Raw genomic sequence first — 17,987 nt, 5'->3', positions numbered from 1 at the left:
CTGGTGATCGGACATCGGCTGCCACGAGATCGGGACGGAAGATCTCCGATGCTGCTGGCTGGATCTCGCCGCCGCGGTGAAACGGCCGCCGCAGCGACCGGCAAACGCTCGCCGCCGCGCATGCCAGGGAGCCGCACGGTTGGCCCGGTCGCGGTAATGCACCCGCAAATTAGTTGACTGCGATAGTCAAGGATTATACGCGCTTCGACCAGTTTTCTGCCAATCCGAAACGTCAGCATGATCCCCGCCACCCTGCTTTCCGAAATCGCTCGCGCCGACGATCGCCCTGCCCTTGTCTTCGCCGACGGACGGACGCTCTCCTATGCCGATCTCAACGCCCGGACGCGGCGCTTTGCCGAGCGGCTGGGAGGCGGGCAAAAGCGTCTTGTGGCGATTTCGGCCGAGATCTCGGAACATGCGATCGTCGCCTATCTCGGCGCCTTGCGCGCCGGCCATGCGGTGGCGATGCTGCCGCCCTGCGACGACAGGCTGTGGCGAGAGTTTCTGTCGACCTTTCAGCCCGACTTCACCTACCGCCCGGCCGATGGCCGCTGGCGGCTCGTCGAGGAAACCTGGCCGAGCCAAAGCGGCGGGCCGCTGCATCCGGATCTCGCTCTGCTGCTGATGACATCGGGCAGTTCGGGCCCGGCGAAGGCCGTTCGCCTTTCGCATGCCAATCTTGATGCCAATGCGCGCTCGATCGCTTCCTATCTCGAACTCTCCGCTGCCGACAGGACCGCGCTCGTCCTGCCGCTTCACTATTCCTACGGCCTCTCCGTCCTCCATTCGCATCTCATTGCCGGCGGCAGCATCTTCATGCCTGATGTCTCCGTGGTCAGCGAGGATTTTGCCAGACTGCTCGGCGAAAGCGGCTGCACCAATCTTTCGGGCGTGCCCTATTCCTATGAGCTGATGGAAAAGACCGGTTTCCGCACGAAGGCTCTGAAGACGCTGCGCTTCATGACGGTGGCGGGCGGCCGGCTGGCGCCGGAACTGATCCGCCTCTACCGCGACCATATGCGCGCCAATGGCGGCCGCTTCTTCGTCATGTACGGCCAGACCGAGGCCGCCGCCCGCATCGCCTTCGTGCCGCCGGAGAGCCTGGGCGATGATGAAGAGCGGATCGGCATCGCCATTCCCGGCGGCAGCCTCAGCCTCGTTGGCGATGACGGGCGTCCGCTCGACCGAACCGGTGTCGCCGGAGAGCTCGTCTATGCCGGCCCGAACGTGATGATGGGCTACGGCGCCGATCGCGCCGATCTTCAGCGCGGGCCCGAGGTCGCGGCATTGATGACCGGCGACATCGCCATGCGCGACGAGGACGGTTTCTTCCGGATCGTCGGCCGCAAGAGCCGTTTCGCCAAGATTGCGGGGCTCCGCATCGGCTTCGACATCATGGAGCAGGTTCTGGCCGAAGCTGGGATCGCGGCCGCCATCGTCGGCGACGATCACGGCCTGCGGGCCTTTGTGACCGATGCGCGTGATGCCGACCGGGCGCTCCAGGTGCTGGTCGAGGCGAGCCATCTTCCGGCCAACCTTGTTACCGTCAGGGTGCGAAGCGAGCTACCGAGGCTTGCCTCCGGCAAGATCGACTATGCGACCCTTAGCGAAGAGATGCTGGCGGCGCGCGAGACGAGCCGTGCGGCTGTGCTCAGCGTGCTCGATGCCTATGCCGGGGTGTTTTACCCCCATACCGTCAGCCGCAACGACAGCTTCGTCTCGCTCGGCGGCGATTCGCTGCGTTTCCTGCAATTGACGATGGCGCTCGACCGGCTTGGCGTCGAGCTGCCGGACGGCTGGGAGCAGAGGCGGATCGCCGATCTCGATAGTGCCCCGCGGCCCACCGCGTCAGGCCGGAGCGCAGAGTTGAGGGCGCTGCCGACCGATCTGGTTCTGAGGGCAATCGCCATCCTGCTCGTCGTCATCCATCACGAGATGCTCTGGCCCATTCCCGGCGGATCGGGCGTGATGCTGCTCCTCGTCGGCTTCAGCCTGGCGCGCTTTCAGTCCGGCCATTTCCTCGCCGGCAATTTCCGCCATGCGCTGCGGCCTGCCATCAATGTTCTCATTCCCTATTTTCTGATCGTCGCCGCCTATGGGCTCGCCTGGCGCACCATTCCCTGGGCCTCGGTGACGCTGACCGGCAATTTCGGCTATGCCGAGCCGGAGCGTCACGAGATGCTCCCCTATCTCTACTGGTTCATCGAGGCCTATGCGCAGACGCTTCTCGTCTTCGCCCTTGTCTTCGCCGTGCCTGACGTGCGCAGGCTGGCGCGGGCGCAACCCTTCGCCTTCTCGCTGGCGCTGCTGGCGCTCGCGGTCACCGCGCGCTTTTGCCTGCCGCACGTCTTCGATATCGGCCGGCGGCAGATCTTCACCCTCTACTGGGGCCTGCATCTCGGCCTGTTCGGCTGGTGCGCCGGCCTTGCCGGCAAGCTGGCGCAACGGCTCATCCTGACGGTCATTGCCGCCGCCGTGCTCGGTTATCTCGCCTTCTGGGAAACGCTCTGGATCGGCACGACGATCAAATATCTGACGATCTTCGCCGCACTTCTGGCGCTGCTCTACCTGCCGCGCATTCCCCTGCCGGTGCGGCTGGGGCGCCTGGTGACGCTGGTCGCCGTTTCCGCCTTTCCGACCTACCTGCTGCACCGCTTCGTGCCGGAGCTGCTGATGCTACCGGTTGCGGCCGCGCTGCCGGCTCCCCTTTTTCATCTGCTGGCGATTTCAGGCGGCCTGGCGCTCGGCGTCATCGCCAACAGAACCGCGGCGGATCTTCGCAATCTGCTGGGCGGGTTGGCGACGGCCCGCGGCACGGGCGGGCGCGCCATGGCAGCAGAGACGGCCTGAGCCGTTTTCGGCGCGGCTACGACCGGGCTGACGCTGATCAGGCGAAATAGCGGATATATTAGCGCCACGGCACGAAAAGCTTGCATGCAAGCACTAAATCGGATGTGCTGAACAAGGCTTCTGTGGTGTTGGGCGACCGCAAATGAAAACCCTCGACGCGCGAATTCGGTTCACAGGTGAGCGGCGACAAGTCACTGCCCTTTTCTATGACATCGTCGGCTCGACGGAACTGCTATTGCGGAGCGAGCCGGAGAAATTCTTCCGATCGGTTTCGGCGTTACATCAGAATGCCGAAACGATCATAAGGAAACACGGCGGGTTTCTTCATCAGCGGCTCGGCGATGGCGGATGCTGCTTCTTCGGATATCCCGAGCAATCCGAAGATGCCGCCGAAAGCGCGGTGCAGGCCTCTCTGGAACTGCTGCACATCGCCGCCGGCAGCAAGACCAAAGCGCGCACGCCCTTCCAGCTGCGGATCGGGGTCGCCACCGGTCTCGTGGTCTTCTCGACGGAAGGTGATGAGATTGTCGGCACGGCGCCGGTGCTGGCAGCTCGCCTGCAGGCGGAGGCCGAGCCCAATTCCGTGCTGGTCGCTGATTCCACAGTTCGGCTCACCCGGCACAAATTCGACTATAGGCTGGTTCGCGCAGCACGACTGAAGGGCTTCGAAGATCCGATTGCGCTCTGGCGGCCGCAGGAGCGTGACCGGTCAGCGCCCGAAGCTTCGCCGTCTGAGGAGCGCGACAGGCCGATCCGCGGCCGGGAAAAGGAGCTTGCCGCCCTTTCCGGCGCCTGGCATTCGGCGCTCGAAGGCAAGGGAAGCCCGATCGCCGTCGTCGGCGAGGCAGGCATCGGCAAATCGAGACTGGTTGGCGAATTCGCCGGGCGGCTGCGGCAGGCCGCCCATGAGACGGTGGTCTTTCAGTGCGGCAGGCGGCTGGAGAGCCAGCCCCTGCATCCCTTCGTTTCTTTTCTCGAGAGGCTGGTCGAGCCCTCGGTTCTGAGGGATGGCGACCGTGAGACCTTCATGCGGGCGCTTCAGGCCTCCGGCCGAGAGGTGGACGCCGCCGTCGCCGACGCGATCCTCTCATTCACCGCCGACCGTTCCTTGCCAATGTCGCGCAATATCCGCGTCTCCGACCCATCCGGGCTGGCGTTCCGGCGCAAGGTGATCGACGCCGCGGCCGGGATTCTGACCTGCAAGGCGCCGGCTTTCCCGACGCTGCTCATCTTCGAGGATGTTCACTGGGCCGACGACATGACGCTGGAACTGATCGACCGGCTGGGGTCGCTGGCCGGCGCTCTGCCGATTCTCGTGGTGCAGACATCGAGAATCAGGCGGTCTCTCGCGGTCGCAAGCGAGATCGAGCTGTCGGGGCTGAGCTCTGCCGCGGTTCGCGATCTCGTCGCCTCGATCTGGCGTGAGCATCCGCCGCCCGGGCTTTCGGATTTCATTCTCGATCAATGCGATGGCATGCCGCTCTACGCGGAGGAACTGGCCTATTTCTTCCAGGGAAGGCAGCCATTGGGCAAGTCCTTGTCCGAATGGAAAGAATTGCTGCGCGACGGCAGCGTCACCTCGCTCAACGATCTGCTGTCCGCCAAGCTCGCTGCGACCGGTTCGGCACGGCGGGTGGCGCAGATTGCAAGCGTCATCGGCCGCGAATTCAACATCTCGCTGCTCATCTACCTCCTTGAAGGCGTCAGCCGCCGGAGCGTCGACGCCGATATCGACCGGCTGCTTTCCGAGGGTATCATCGAGCGTTCGTCCGTCACGCAGGGCTCCTTTCAATTCCGGCACGTGCTCGCGCAGGAGGCGGCCTATGGCAGCCTGCTGAAGAGCGACCGGCGCCGCATCCACCGGCGGATCGCCGATCGGCTGATCACCGAAGCAAAGCCCAGCCTGCCGGCTGCGATCGCCGCCTGGCAATGTGCCGAGGCCGGTCTGCATGATGCCGCCGCCCGCTTTGCCCTGGCGGCGGCGGAAGCAAGCGTTCTGCGCTCGGCCATGCACGAGGCCAGCGTCTCGCTCGAACTCTGCGCGCGGGAGGTGGCGAGCCTTTCCCGGCGCCACCCAGAGCGCACCGAGCTCGCCCTCAGCCTGTGCGAACTTCAGGGCGTCGTGGCGAGCGCACTCGAAGGCGAGGGATCGGAGAACGCGCGGCGGGTCTATTCCCGCGCCATGCAGCTTCTGCAGAAACAACCGCCGGCCGTGCGGATGAACCATTTCCCGGTCTATTGGGGATGGTGGTTCACGGCGCCCAACATTCTGACGCAGCAATCACGCGCGCGCATTCTCGTGGCGGATATGCAGGCCGTCGAGGATCGGGAAACCAGGCTTCAATCCTATCACTGCGGCTGGGCGACCAGCTTCCACGCCGGCGAGCACGGCTTTTGTCTCGATTGCGTTGCCAAAGGCCTCAAGCTCTACGATCCGGAAAGCGCGGTCAGACATCGCGCTTTCTTCGGCGGACATGACGCCAAGGTCTGCGGACTTGGCGAAAGTGCCCTCGCCTATCTGCTGCTCGACGATGCCGGGGCCAGCGAAACTGCGATTAACGAGTGCCTGGAATGGGCTGGTTCGATCGATCATGCCGGCAGCATGGTGCATGCGCTTTATTACGCCATCGTGCTCCGCCGCTGCCAAAGCCGATATGACGATGTGCATGCGCTCGGTGAACGGATGCTGGCGCTTGCCGAGCGGCATGGGCTCGCCGCCAGCCAGGCGCGCGCCAATATGTATTGCGGCTGGGCGGAGCTGATGACCTCATCGGCAGCGCGCGGCGAGGCGCGTTTCAAGGCCGGCCTGCTGTTGCAGCAGCAACTGGGCACCGACGACAATTTTTCCATGCACAGCGACATGCATGCGCAGGTGCTGCGGCGGCTCGGAAGGCCCGCCGAAGCGCTGGCGACCATCCAGAATGCGATCAATGTCGGCCGCAACAGCGGCCAGTCATTCTGGCTGGCTGAGCTTTATCGCCTCAGCGCGACGCTGAGGCGCGATCTGAATGAAACGCCGTCATCGATAAGAAGAGACCTGACGCGCGCGGTCCAGATCGCCGAGGGACAGAAAGCCGCCTGGCTGGCGGCAAGGGCAAAGCGCAGCCTGGACGCATAGCCGCGGCCGTAGCCTGAGATGGAAGGATGCGATGGACGAAGGGCGGCTCGATAATATCCTCGATATCATCCTTGATACCGTCCTGGATATCGAGGCCCCCTCGCCTCCCGATCCCGGGCAGACGGTGCGGCGCATCCTGGCACGCAGAGAGGATTACGGCATTACCAGGCTGGGTTCGATCACCGGGCTCGACCGGATCGGCATCCCGGTCGTCCAGGTCGTGCGGCCGCGCTCACGCTCCGTCGCGGTCAGCCAGGGCAAGGGGCTGACCTTTGCCTTAGCGGCGATATCGGGCCTGATGGAATCGCTCGAGGGCTGGGCTTCGGAGCGGATTGCGCCGGAGCGCATCTTCACGGCAAGCCTGCGCGACGTCAAACGGGGAGACTGGTCGCACCTCGGCCCTGGCCGGGGCGCGGAGACGCTTTCCTGGATTGACGGGCTCGATCTCTTTTCGGGGCGGAAAATCGCCGTCCCGCTCGCCCTTGTGGACTCCGCCTATATCGTCCCGTCGCCGCATCCCCATTGGCTCGCCCGCGACACGACGGGGCTTGCAGCCGGCACCAGTCTTCAAGGCGCGGTGCTGCATGCGTGCCTCGAAGTTCTGGAACGGCAGGCCCGCTGCACGGCGATGAAGACGCCGCATTTCTTCGACCGCTTCCAGATTGACAGTAGGTCGGTTCAACGGGGCAGCGCCGGCGAGATCATCCGGCGTCTGTCCAAGGCAGGGTTTGTCGTCGGGATCTGGCAAATCCCGACGCCGCATGCGCTGCCGGTCTATTGGTGCCATGTCATGGAAAATGCAAGCCGAGCCCCCTTTGCGCCGCTGCCGGCCGAGGGCTTCGGCTGCGATTTCAGCCACGACAGGGCGCTGACGAGCGCCTTGCTCGAAGCCTGCCAGTCCCGCCTCGGCGTGATTTCAGCGGCGCGCGACGATATCAGGTCGGAGCTTTACGGCCATGCCGACGCCGCGGAATTAACCGCCTGGCGCGGAGAGCTCACAAGAGGCGGCCGACCCTATGTCTGCGAAGATGGGTCCGCCGCCGGCAGCCGCTCCATCCGGACGGTGATCGAGGCATTGAAGCTGGCGGGCGCGCAGGCGGCCGCTCTGGTGGTTCTTCATTCCGATGACCGCGTGCCGCTCCACGTCGTGCGGGTGGTTGCTCCGCCGCTGGAAACCAATCCGGAGGCCGATCTTGCCCTGTGATATCGTGGTTTTTCTCGGCCCCACGCTTTCCGAGACCGAGGCCCGGACATATCTCGACGCGATCTATCGTCCTCCGGTCGGATGCGCGGATGTGGTGCGGGCCGTGGCGCGACATCAGCCTGCGGCGATCGTGCTGATCGACGGCGTCTTCGGGGAGCTTCCGGCGGTTCGCCACCAGGAAATTCTATGGGCAATGGTGCGCGGCGTGCGCGTCTATGGTGCCGCCAGCATCGGTGCGCTGCGGGCTGCCGAACTCGCGCCTGAGGGCATGATCGGCCATGGGATGATCTACCGCTGGTACCGGCGGCACCCGCTCGCCGACGATGCCGATGTCACCGTGCCGATGGCGCCCGCAGCACTCGGATCACGCGCATTGGGCGATGCTCTGATCGACATCAGGCTGACGCTCAGAAAAGCCGAACGCGCCGGCATCATTCAAAGGCGGCTTCGAGACCAGCTTGAAACGCTGGCGCGCGCAATTCACTTCAGCGAAAGATCATATTCCAGGCTTCTGGCGGCGGCTGAAAACAACCGGTGCCCAGCCAACCAGCTTCAAGCACTAAAGACCTGGCTGAAAATTGGCGCCACAAGCCGGAAGCGGACAGAGGCGGTAAATCTGCTGACATATCTCGCGGGCCAAAAGATCAAACGGCCGAATACGCCCACTCCTTGCGAATTTGAACTTACGGAATCATTCGCCAACGACATGGAGTACTGCAACATGCTCGACAGTCTCTTGCCGAAAGGCACGTAGTACTGGTATAGTCGACGATCGCTTGACGTTGGGCAACGAGCGGCGGGGGCAGCATTGGATGCCATCACGCAGAACGAGGGCACAGGCACCGGGGCAGCCGCAGAGCGGCCGTTAGGGACACGTTTCCTTGTCTTTCCCCAGCCTTCCTTCATTCCCGGCTATGAAAAACCCGAGGTGGTGTGGATCGGACCTTCGGCCGGGCCGATCCTGGCGGGGCCGTCCGACGACAGGATCTATGTGGCAAACCCTGTCGAAGCGAAACCGCCCTATGCCGCGCCTTATATTCCGCCCTATCCCGGCCTGCTGCGCCCGCCGGCCGAGCCCGGCCCGGACGGGCATTTTGATCACATCGGGCCGGACTCGCCGGCATTCCTTGCAACCCATAGCTATGCCTGCGCCCGCCGCGTCCTCGACATCTGCGAGGGCTATCTCGGGCGCCCGCTCGTCTGGTTCTTCCAGCCGACGCTGGAACGGCTGGAAATTGTTCCGCGCATCCCGCATTGGCAGAACGCCCAATCCGGCTTCGGCTTTCTCGAACTGGGCGAGAGCGAAGGCAAACGCCCGGCATCCTGTTTCGCGCTGAATTTCGACGCAGTCGCGCACGAAATGGGCCACCTCATTCTTCTGAGCGAACTCGGGTTACTGGAAGGCGACGGATCCGGCAGCGACTTCTTTTCCTATCATGAGGCGATCGCCGATTTCATCTCGCTGCTTGGACTGCTGCATTTCGACACGGCGCTCGACCGGCTGCTGCGCCGCACCGGCGGAAATCTGCTCTTGCACAACGAACTCGACAAATTCGCCGAGCTCAGCGACGAGAAGCAGCTGCGGTTGCTCAACAACTCGCTTCGCATCGGCGATGTCAGCCGGGAAGTGCACGACCAGTCGAAACCCTTTGCGGCAGGCCTGTTCGACTGCTTGATCGAGGTCTACCAGTCGCTGCTTTTTGCGCGCGGGCTGTCGGACATCGATCCGAAGCGGTTCAGCGATCTGCGTCGGCAGATGGCGCCGAGGCTGATGGAAGAAGGGCTGCTGACACCGGCGGCATCCTATGAACTGCGGCATTTCGCTGTAAAGGCCGCCCTGCAGGAGGCGCGCGACATTGTCGGCGAAGCGCTACTGCGTTCCTGGAAATATCTCGACCCCGACAGCCTGACCTTCGAAGCGGCGGCCTTGGCCCTCCTCGAGGCGGCGAGCCGCGGGCGCGGGGTGGCTTATCTCGACCAGCTTGAAGATTGCATGAGGTGGCGCGGCATTTTTTAACCACACGACGGGAGGCATCGATGACAGACGACAGCGTTCCAGCACCTTCTGGACCTCACTATGTAGCGGATGAAATCATACTCTATGGAGTGGATTTGAATGACGCCCTCGGCATTGCCCATCTGGAGGTCGGGATGGCGGGAACGACGGAGCTCCAGATCAGACTACGCGCCGGAACAATAATCGGCTCCACGGTGCTTGCTTATGGCTACGCTTTCGAGGGTCACTGCTACAGGCTGGATTCAACTCGCATTTTTATTGTTACAGGTCCGAATGCCGAGCCTGCGGTCGGCTGCGGCTTTGACACATGCCTCGGTTACAAAATGTGGCGGATCACCGCGTCTGAACAAATCCTCGAAGTCTCAACGGCCTTTGCCGATGCCAGGAGTCTTATCTTGGATTCGCAGCTGCCCGGGAAGAGATCCCCTAGCTCCTACGCTATCACGTTGAGGATGGCGCATCGCAATGGCCGCCTGCAAAACGACTAGCTCGCAACAACGGGAGGACAATTATGGCTTATAGAGTCAAGGTTTACGTATCGGAAGCCTGTGCAGCGCTCACAGCGACAGACTGGCTCAGCAACAGACCCTGCGTGAACTTAGCAACGGGTGAAGAGATCAAAGAGGTTGAAATAGCTGCCCCGACGACCTTCGAGATAGCGGTGGGGATTAGAGACGGCGCAGGTCGTGTCGATATCGATGATCCGGCACATGGTACTTCCAAATACAATATTCCGCGCGAGCTTGATGCGAGTGGAAAAATTACGTTTCCTAAAGAAGGGGCCGTATCGCCAAAGGATCTCGACAACCTTGCCAAAGGGGTCGAGGAGTTAAGGGAGGAGGTCGCGGCTTTAAGGCGAGAGGTCGCGGCGCTAAAGTAGCGGATTGGAAGCCGCCCGACCGGCGCATCATGGCGGCTCTGCAGCTCCGGCAGCAAGGCGGCGACATCGCCTTCCGGCGCGTATTTCGCCGGCTTGATCTCCGCCCATGGCAGAGCATTGTCATAACTAGTCTCGCCGAAATTCGCGAGATCCGACAGTCCCCGCAGGCTGATATTGGGCGATGACTCTGCCTTTGCCGTTTTTAGCCAGAAGCGCGTGATTGCGCCGGCGGCGCGGGGGATCCGGCACCAGGGCTAGGAAAGGTTTCCTGGAAGTATTGTCCGGGAGAGACTCCGAAGGCCGTCCGGAACACCGCAATGAAGGCGCTGGGGCCCGAGTAGCCGAGCGAGAAGGCGATATCGCCGACGCTGCGGCCGGCGGCCAGCCACTCCACTGCCTTGAGGAGTTTCGCCTGCTGACGCCAGGCGCGGAAACTCATGCCGGTCTCGGATTGGAAATGGCGCTGAAAGCTGCGGGCGGACATGGCCGCACGCGAGGCAAGTTCATCGAGCGGCCAATCGGCACCCGGTTCGTTGCGGATGTCCGAAGCGATGCTGCGGAGGCGTTCGGCTGCCGGCGAGGGAAGCGACAGCGGCGCGACCGGACTCGTCTGAAGCTGGTCGAGAATGACGGCGACGAGCCGTTCGGCAGGGGCACTGCCGGCCTCCGCGCGCGGTATCTCCAGGAACGCCAGGATCAGTTCGCGCAGGAGCGGCGTCGTACCGATCACTGAGACCTCTGAGGGCAGGTTCACGACCGCATCGGGCCGGAAGAAGATGTAGCTGCGCTCCGTCTCCTGCAGGTATGTCACTTCGTGCAGGACGCCTGATGGCACGAACACGGCCCGTTCAGGCGGAACGATGAAGTAGCCCCGCTCGGTCTCCAGCCTTAGCGAACCGCGCACGATCTGGAAAAGCTGAGCGCGGTGGTGCACGTGGAAAGAATAGGTTCGCCCGGCGGGCTCTGCGCCACCCTGAGCGACGGCGGTGTGCGGATAATCTCCAAATGCGTCTTCCGGCAGATGAACGTTGGTCAGGTTGTCGCGGGCAATCATGGCGTCTCACAGACATATTTTGACAGACTGCCGATAACACGTCGGCTGGCATTTCGCTAGATTGATATCACCGCAACACAACTTGGACGTAGGTTATGACATTCGAACTCCGGCACATTGAAATTTCGGATCGTTTTGCTCCCAGCCTTCTGACGAAGATGGCAGCTTTGCGGTTTGCAGCGCCCGTGCTCCTCCGCTGGTGGCAACGGCGCGAAACGGAACAGGCACTAGAGTGGCTGTCGGACCGCGATCTGGAAGACATCGGCGTCGCCCGCCACGAGATTGGCGAGCTGGCGCGATCGCTAGGACCAATTGACGCGTTGCCCGCGAAGCGGCGGGCAAGGTGATGGCACGACCGGTCCTCAGGCAACTGCTATCAGAGAGGTAAGAAAGATGCACGACGACGGTTTTTTTGACGATGAGATCGCGGCTACCTACGATGACGCTGACGGGATCTCGGCCCCGGAGGTCGTCGATCCCCAGGTCGATCTCCTGGCCGAGTTCGCCGGCAGCGGGGGCGTGCTGGAATTCGCGATCGGGACCGGGCGCCTGGCGCTCCCTCTCGCGCGCAAAGGGGTGGAGGTAGAAGGCATCGAGCTGTCGCGAGCGATGGTGTCTCGCCTTCGCGATAAAGAGGGCGGCGCGGACATTCCGGTGGTGATCGGCGACATGGCGACAACCCGTCTCGAGAGGCGCTTTTCCCTGGTTTATCTGGTTTTCAACACAATCAACAATCTGACGTCGCAGGAAGCCCAGGTCGCGTGTTTTCTGAATGCGGCCGCACACCTTGAACCTGGCGGGCACTTCCTGATCGAGGTTGGCGTCCCGCCGCTTCAGCGGCTTCCGCTCGGCGATACGATCCTGGCGTTCGACCGAACCGATACCCATTGGGGCGTCGACGAGTATGACGTGGTAAGCCAAAACTTCACGTCCCATCACATCCGGATCCGGGACGGAAACTACAGGCAGTTCTCGGTCCCGTTTCGTTATGCATGGCCGGCGGAATTCGACCTGATGGCGCGGCTGGCCGGCCTGAAACTCAAAGACCGATGGGGCGGGTGGAAAAAGGAGCCGTTCACAAAGGTCAGCGATCGACATGTCTCCGTCTGGCAGAAGATTGCAGGTTAGGCCAGGGAATTGAACGGCGAGGTCGCTCGCGATCTGTCGAGGTCGGCGAGACCGATCCCGCCTTTTTACTCAGGCCGGTGAGGGGTCGCTGCGGGCTTCATCCAGCTCGGCAGCTCCGTCAGGCCGGTTCCCAGCTCCTCAAAGGCTTCCGTGGCGAAGCTCGGCACGGCGCCTGTCCAGCGCAGTTCTCCATCCGAGTTCGAATGGCCGCCGCCGTCGAGCTTGTAGATGCTCTCGACGACATACTGGCCGTCATCATTCAGGCCCTTGATCTCGGAAATTTCGATCACCCGTCGCCGCCCGGTGCGCTTGAATCGGGCAATCTGGACGACGACGTCGACGGCCGAGGCGATCTGCGAGCGCAGCGGCCGCAGCGGCATGTCGATATCCGACATCAGCGCCAGGGTTTCCAGCCGGTGCAGTGCGTCATAGGGCGTATTGGCGTGCACGGTCGAAAGGCTGCCGCTATGGCCCGATGTCATCGCCTGGATCATATCGAGCGCTTCGCCGCCGCGGCACTCGCCGACGATGATGCGGTCCGGCCGCATTCGCAAGGAAGAGCGGAACAGCTCACGAATGCTGGCGCCGCCGCGACCGAACCTGTCGGGCTTGGTGACTTCGAGATAGACGACGTGTTCCTTGCGGATCTGCAGTTCCGAGGTGTCCTCGATGACGATGACACGCTCATGATCGGCGAAGGCTTCCGACAACGCGTTCAGCATCGTCGTTTTGCCGGTCCCGGTGCCGCCAGAGATGATGACATTCTTCTGCAGCCCGACCGCTGCCTGCAGCAACGACAGCGACTCCTCCGTCAGGCTGCCCTGGGTGACGAGGTCGCGAATGCTGCGATGTTCTCTCAGAAAGCGGCGAATGGAAATGCAGAGCCCGGTGCGGGCGGCCGGCGGCTGGATCATCTGCACGCGCGAACCGTCCGGCAGGCGCGCTTCGACGCTCGGCTCCTCCGGCGTCAGGCGCTTGCCTGAGAATTGCGCGATGCTGCGCGCCGCCGATTCCAGATCCTCGCGGCTGGCGAAACGCGTATCGGCACGCTCGAGCTTGCCTCGCCGTTCGACGAAGATGTCGGAGGTTCCGTTGATCAGGATTTCGGAAACGCTCGGATCCTCGAGCAGGAAGCGGATCGGCGCCAGCAGTTTGTCCAGCGCCCGGGTCAGAACCTGGAAGGTCGCCTGTTCGGCAGCGTCGTCGGAAACGGCTTTCATCAGAGCGGCATCCCGACAAGGACGGAGCTCATGCCGAACAGCGTTACCATCATCTGGACAGCAGTCGGAAAGAACAACATCAGTGGAATGAGGACCAATGCAAGTATCAAGACGCTGCTCATCGTTTCCATGGTTTTGTCTCCGGAACGACTGACGGGCCATACCCAATATTGACGACGAGCTTAATCCAGATCGGCAAGCAACGCCATGGGGGCGCCCTCGCCCGCGCGACAGTATGGGCGCGTTGCTTCCGCCTGTTCTATCACCTTGAAACCATTGACCAATAATGGAGCAGCTGACGATATCAGCGAAAACCGCCTCACAACATGCCTCTCCCAAAAAAATTATAGTGTAATCAGTCGGTTAGCGTGAAAACGCCACCGCCAACCGCATGTCTGCAGGCGACGCCTCCAAGACAATTGGAACCCTGCCTTCCGTTTGCTTGACGGAGGGCTGGCCTTGGGCGCACTCTTGGGTCTTAATGATGTTGCTCAACAAGCGTTGGCGACCGGGGAAGAAAAGCAGAAGCAGAAAAAATCATTGGAACGAGCAACGTGCTGGTTCGGATCGATAGCGTATGCTTGCTTCTTCTTCACCAAGGTCTTCGATCCGAAACAAACCATGGAACGAGGAATACGCAGATGTTTGGAAAACTCAAGACTCTCGCAATTGCACTTCACAAGGACGAACGCGGCGACATGGCCCAGATCGTCCTCGCCGTCGCCCTGATCGTCATTCCGCTGATGCTGCTCCTGCTCGCATTCGGCAAACAGATCGGCGAATGGTTCAACGAAAAGAACACGGCTCTCTCCGATGCCGAGAGAATTCCTGAACCGGGCCAATAAGCGGGGTCGGTGTCATGGACATGACCTACGATCTGACCCTGATGCCAGCGGCGGCGGCTCTTGCCGTCGCCTGCGCCACGACCGCGGCGGTGTTCGATCACCGCCATGGTCAGATCCCGAACGCCGTCACCTACCCCTGCCTGCTTGCCGGCTTCATGCTGGCAGCGATCAGCGGCGGTCTGGCGGGGATCGGCCTGGCTTTTGCCGGTCTCCTTGCCTCAGGCCTGATCTTCATCATCGCCTTCGCAGCCGGAGGCTGCGGCGGCGGTGACGTCAAGCTGATGGCGGCGCTCGGCGCCGTTCTCGGCCTCTGGCCCGCCGTCGACGTGACGCTCGCATCGCTGATGATCGGCGGCGCGATTGCCGTCTTCTCGATGGCGCGGCGGGTTCAATGGGGCGTGCTGGCGCGAACCGTCGGCCTGTTCGCCCTGCTGCTGCCCGCCGGTTTCCGCGATGCCGCCACCGTGCTGAAGCCGCGCGAAACCCATCATACCGTCCGTTTCGGCGTCGCCGCCGCTCTCGGACTTCTCTGGTGCCTGTTCATGCCTGATTTCACCCCTCTTTCCCTCGTGAGGTAACGGCAATGCGCGCGGAACTCGAACGCCCCACTTTCGACGGTGCTTTCTGGAGTTCGATCCTGCACTCGCGGACCTTCTGGATCCCTCAGGATCACGGCGCGCTTCTCGGCACCTTCGCGATCGCCATGCTGTTGCTAACCGCGATGCTGCTGCTGCCACGGCTTTCCGCCCGCCGGCGCCGGATGTCGGAGCTTCACGGCGATACCTCAGGCAGCACGACGATGATGGATTTCGTGCTGGTCACCCCGATCTTCGTCTTCTTCATGTTCGTGGTCTTCCAGTTCACGATCCTGGCGAAGAACCACCTCTTCACCCACTATGCCGCCTATGCGGCGGCCCGCAGCGCCCGCGTCTATTTCTGCCCGGCCCTGCCGATCACCATCCACAGCTTCATCGGCCCCAAGACCTGCGATGACGACGCTGCAGCCGGCAAGGCCGATCTCGCCGCCCGCCTGGCGCTGATCCCGGCCGCTCCCTACGACCAGCTGAAATGCGTCGGCGCCTGCCAGCCGCCGGAAGAGGCGCTGAAGAGCCTTGCCGACGCCTCGGGCCTTTCGAAGAACTGGCGCGCGATGCGCAACCAGGCCCGCTACATGTTCGACCCGCAGAACGTCACGGTCACCGTCGATCGCGCGCCGATGGCGCTCTATGCCGCCATCAACCGCTCGCCGCATGTGCCTGTCACGGCGAAGGTCGAAGCGCGCTTCCTGCTGCTCGAATATGCCGGCTGGGTCTTTGCCCGCGGCCAGCGGAAGGACGGGCGCTACTACACGATTTCGACGGCGGAGGTGAACCTGTTATGACACCGTCCTTCATCAACCGACTGCACCGCGATCAGCGCGGCTTCCTGTCTCCGATCATCCTCTACATGACGATCGCGCTCGCGCTGATGATCGTCTGGATCCTGAACACCGGGCAGATGATCTACGACAAGCAGCGCACGCAGGATACCGCCGATGCCGCCGCGCTCGTCCATGCCGACTGGGAGGCGCGCTATCTCAACATCATGGCAATGAACAATGTCGCCTCCTCGCAGGCCACCGTGGTCATGGCGACGTCGGTCGCCTATCAGCTGACCACCGCGGAACTCGCCCTGCGCTCGGCCGCCATTCTGGCGAAACTCGCCCAATATTCCTTCACCGAAGGCTTCGGACCGGCATCGCTCCTGCCGCCGCTTCCGCCGATGCCCTATTGCCCCGGCTGGCAGAAGGTCCCGATCGTCGGCGGCATCATCTACGGCGCTTGCCTGGCGTTCCAGGGGTTCCGGGCGACCGAAGCCACCAAGGCGATCGCCTATACGGTGGCGGCGCAGGTCAAGTATGATCCCCTCGGTCTGATCAACAAATCGAGCGACATCATCGACGCGATGAATGACCTCAACGATTACCTCGTCGAAAGTTTTCCCGAGCGGGTCGGCAACGACGCCTTGCATCTGGTTCGTTTGAACAAGTCGGATCATGTCGTCTTCCATCCGCCCTGCGAATCCTGCGGCCAGGCCGGGGAAGGCGCCGGCGGCAACCTGCCGGTCGACCGTGACGGCGTCAATCCAGCCGCTGCCTACACCGAAATGTGCCTTGCCATGTCCTATGGCACCCAGGGGCAGGATCCGCTCCTGATGCGCGGCGAATACGCCAATCGCGGCTTCCCCAACGGCAAGGGCCCGTTGACGGCGGGCGGCGTCGACGGCAGCCATATCCGCGACTGGGTCAACCACGAGAGCGGCATCGACGATCAGCTGGTGGAATTCTACATCTTCTACGAAGCCTTCGGCCCGAAATACCTGAGCAAGATCCCGTTCAAGGCGATTATCGAGCAATATGCCGATCTCAGCTGGTGGCAGGAACTGCTGCTCGATGGCAGCTTCTTTGTGGCGGAGGAATTCTTCGGCATCGAATTCGGGGTTGTGAACCCCTTCCAGCTGCCGATCGACGTGCCACCGCGTTATTCCGACAAACAGACGAAGGACGAGAACGACTTCACCCGCAAGTTCGACATGATCTGGAACCAGGTCTGCGGCCCGGCGGGCGGGGCGATCTCGGTGACCGGCGTCAGTCTGCCGCTCCTCTCCTTCCCGAAGCCCTATTGGCTGAAGGGCCGCATCCCCTTCAATTTCACGCCCTTCGGCGGCGACCAGCTTACCGACTACCAGACGCTGGCGATCGTTTCGCGGGCGCCGCGCGCCAGGCTCCAGGTCCGGCTGTTCAAGGACAAGACGCCGTCGGCTTACGCCCTGGCGCAGAGCTGGGTCCACAATTACACGGCCTTCGACCTCTACACACAGGACTGGCTTGCCTCGCTGGCGCCGGCGACGCTCGCCGATGATATCGGCGCAGTTTCCGGCACCATCAAACAAAGCCCTGCCGCCGACAGTTTCACCGGCCTGACGCGCGTCTTCGACCAGGGAGGAGCCAATGCCTGGGCTGCCGTCAATACACACTGAGCATGCGGTCAGCGCTGCGGCCGGCGGGCTCATGATGCGGCTGCACCGCGACCGGCGCGGTCTTGCCTCGATCGAATTCGTGCTCGCCGCGCCGGTGATCCTGCTGATCGTGATCTTCGTCATTCACGCCAACAAGATCTCCACCAAGAAGGTCGCGACCATGCTCGCCATGCGCAATTCCGCCTTCGCCGAGGCGAGCGGCCTCACCTGCACCTCGGATTTCTCCAACGTGTTCCCGATCCCGGCCTTGCCGGCCCTGCCCGGAGGAGACGCGATCAACTGTTCGCGCACGCCTTCGCATGAAGGCGGCGGCGATCCCCAACGCACCTTTGTCTGGGACGACGTGCAGAACACCCTCAAGGGTAATGGTCGCGACTTCGGCGATATGGTCGGCGAGCTTGCCGACGAGAAGCCGCAGCTCGTCACCGCGACCGCCGACCGCGTCTACAAGTTCAGGGATTCCGACGATCTCGACACCATCCGCAGCATCCGCTGGAAGGATGCGTTCACGGTCGACGACTCGACGCTGTTTATCTCGCACGACAACGACACCACGCGCCGCGGCTACGATCCGACGCTGCGCCGGGAAATCCGTGATGTGGCCAGCGATTCCGGCGATCTTTTCGACGGCGTCTTTCCGGGGGCGAAGTGAC

Annotated in this window: 17 protein-coding genes and 1 pseudogene; 14 read left to right on the top strand and 4 right to left on the bottom strand. The window is 62.8% G+C overall.

Going from position 1 to position 17,987, the window contains the following annotated elements; all coding sequences use genetic code 11:
* The first annotated feature begins 237 nt into the window (after positions 1-237).
* The 7 genes from GGD53_RS11585 to GGD53_RS31650 all read left to right on the top strand — a co-directional run bounded on the left by GGD53_RS11585 (position 238) and on the right by GGD53_RS31650 (position 10,069).
* Positions 238-2,850, top strand: coding sequence for an AMP-binding protein (locus GGD53_RS11585; protein WP_184455994.1), 2,613 nt, complete (start codon positions 238-240; stop codon positions 2,848-2,850).
* Between the two features lie 142 nt (positions 2,851-2,992).
* The gene (locus GGD53_RS11580) at positions 2,993-5,968 is read left to right on the top strand and encodes an ATP-binding protein (RefSeq protein ID WP_184455992.1); all 2,976 of its coding nucleotides are present in this window, start codon (positions 2,993-2,995) and stop codon (positions 5,966-5,968) included.
* A 31-nt stretch (positions 5,969-5,999) separates the two neighbouring features.
* On the top strand, positions 6,000-7,172 hold the full coding sequence (locus tag GGD53_RS11575) for a YcaO-like family protein (RefSeq protein ID WP_184455990.1): 1,173 nt from the start codon (positions 6,000-6,002) through the stop codon (positions 7,170-7,172).
* Positions 7,162-7,926 carry a TfuA-like protein gene (locus GGD53_RS11570; RefSeq protein ID WP_184455989.1) on the top strand — a complete coding sequence of 255 codons (765 nt, stop codon included), beginning with the start codon at positions 7,162-7,164 and terminating at the stop codon, positions 7,924-7,926. Before GGD53_RS11575 ends, GGD53_RS11570 begins: the two co-directional genes overlap by 11 nt.
* A 54-nt stretch (positions 7,927-7,980) precedes the next feature.
* Positions 7,981-9,189: a hypothetical protein gene (locus tag GGD53_RS11565; RefSeq protein ID WP_184455987.1), complete on the top strand. Its 1,209-nt coding sequence runs from the start codon at positions 7,981-7,983 to the stop codon at positions 9,187-9,189.
* 20 nt (positions 9,190-9,209) lie between these two features.
* Complete coding sequence (locus GGD53_RS11560; RefSeq protein WP_184455985.1) at positions 9,210-9,677, top strand: hypothetical protein; 468 nt, start codon at positions 9,210-9,212, stop codon at positions 9,675-9,677.
* A gap of 23 nt (positions 9,678-9,700) precedes the next feature.
* Positions 9,701-10,069, top strand: coding sequence for a hypothetical protein (locus GGD53_RS31650; RefSeq protein WP_184491528.1), 369 nt, complete (start codon positions 9,701-9,703; stop codon positions 10,067-10,069).
* 17 nt (positions 10,070-10,086) lie between these two features.
* Here the strand turns inward: GGD53_RS31650 and GGD53_RS32120 are convergent.
* Together GGD53_RS32120 and GGD53_RS11550 are read right to left on the bottom strand one after the other, a co-directional pair.
* Positions 10,087-10,251: pseudogene (locus GGD53_RS32120) on the bottom strand (carboxy terminal-processing peptidase); the annotation flags it as partial.
* Between the two features lie 20 nt (positions 10,252-10,271).
* Entirely contained in the window at positions 10,272-11,123 is an 852-nt protein-coding gene (locus GGD53_RS11550; RefSeq protein WP_184455983.1) for a helix-turn-helix transcriptional regulator, read from the bottom strand.
* 95 nt (positions 11,124-11,218) lie between these two features.
* Here GGD53_RS11550 and GGD53_RS11545 point away from each other — a divergent pair, with 95 nt between their 5' ends.
* Positions 11,219-11,470, top strand: coding sequence for a DUF1127 domain-containing protein (locus tag GGD53_RS11545; RefSeq protein ID WP_184455981.1), 252 nt, complete (start codon positions 11,219-11,221; stop codon positions 11,468-11,470).
* A 46-nt stretch (positions 11,471-11,516) separates the two neighbouring features.
* Positions 11,517-12,251, top strand: a complete 735-nt coding sequence (locus GGD53_RS11540; RefSeq protein ID WP_184455979.1) for a class I SAM-dependent DNA methyltransferase — start codon at positions 11,517-11,519, stop codon at positions 12,249-12,251.
* 65 nt (positions 12,252-12,316) lie between these two features.
* Here GGD53_RS11540 and GGD53_RS11535 read toward each other — a convergent pair whose 3' ends face one another.
* Both GGD53_RS11535 and GGD53_RS32115 read right to left on the bottom strand, forming a co-directional pair.
* Complete coding sequence (locus GGD53_RS11535) at positions 12,317-13,471, bottom strand: CpaF family protein (protein WP_246717755.1); 1,155 nt, start codon at positions 13,469-13,471, stop codon at positions 12,317-12,319.
* Positions 13,471-13,602, bottom strand: coding sequence for a hypothetical protein (locus GGD53_RS32115; RefSeq protein ID WP_257784635.1), 132 nt, complete (start codon positions 13,600-13,602; stop codon positions 13,471-13,473). The genes GGD53_RS11535 and GGD53_RS32115 overlap by 1 nt, the downstream gene beginning before the upstream one ends.
* Positions 13,603-14,112: 510 nt before the next feature.
* Between GGD53_RS32115 and GGD53_RS11530 the strand changes: the two genes are divergently transcribed.
* Genes GGD53_RS11530 through GGD53_RS11510 form a run of 5 tightly spaced genes read left to right on the top strand, consistent with a single transcriptional unit; the run spans position 14,113 to position 17,986 of the window.
* Complete coding sequence (locus tag GGD53_RS11530; protein WP_018246152.1) at positions 14,113-14,316, top strand: hypothetical protein; 204 nt, start codon at positions 14,113-14,115, stop codon at positions 14,314-14,316.
* A 14-nt stretch (positions 14,317-14,330) separates the two neighbouring features.
* Entirely contained in the window at positions 14,331-14,894 is a 564-nt protein-coding gene (locus GGD53_RS11525) for a prepilin peptidase (protein WP_184455975.1), read from the top strand.
* Between the two features lie 5 nt (positions 14,895-14,899).
* On the top strand, positions 14,900-15,697 hold the full coding sequence (locus tag GGD53_RS11520; RefSeq protein WP_184455973.1) for a TadE/TadG family type IV pilus assembly protein: 798 nt from the start codon (positions 14,900-14,902) through the stop codon (positions 15,695-15,697).
* Positions 15,694-17,334 carry a TadE/TadG family type IV pilus assembly protein gene (locus tag GGD53_RS11515; protein WP_184455971.1) on the top strand — a complete coding sequence of 547 codons (1,641 nt, stop codon included), beginning with the start codon at positions 15,694-15,696 and terminating at the stop codon, positions 17,332-17,334. The genes GGD53_RS11520 and GGD53_RS11515 overlap by 4 nt, the downstream gene beginning before the upstream one ends.
* Positions 17,306-17,986 (top strand): TadE/TadG family type IV pilus assembly protein, encoded by a 681-nt coding sequence (locus GGD53_RS11510; protein ID WP_184455969.1) that lies wholly within the window; start codon positions 17,306-17,308, stop codon positions 17,984-17,986. The genes GGD53_RS11515 and GGD53_RS11510 overlap by 29 nt, the downstream gene beginning before the upstream one ends.
* Position 17,987 lies beyond the last annotated feature (1 nt).

This window comes from Rhizobium aethiopicum (genome assembly GCF_014197535.1).
Lineage (GTDB): Bacteria > Pseudomonadota > Alphaproteobacteria > Rhizobiales > Rhizobiaceae > Rhizobium > Rhizobium aethiopicum_A.
The sequence above is the reverse complement of the archived record's forward strand: the minus strand, read 5'-3'. Positions and strand labels throughout refer to the sequence as shown.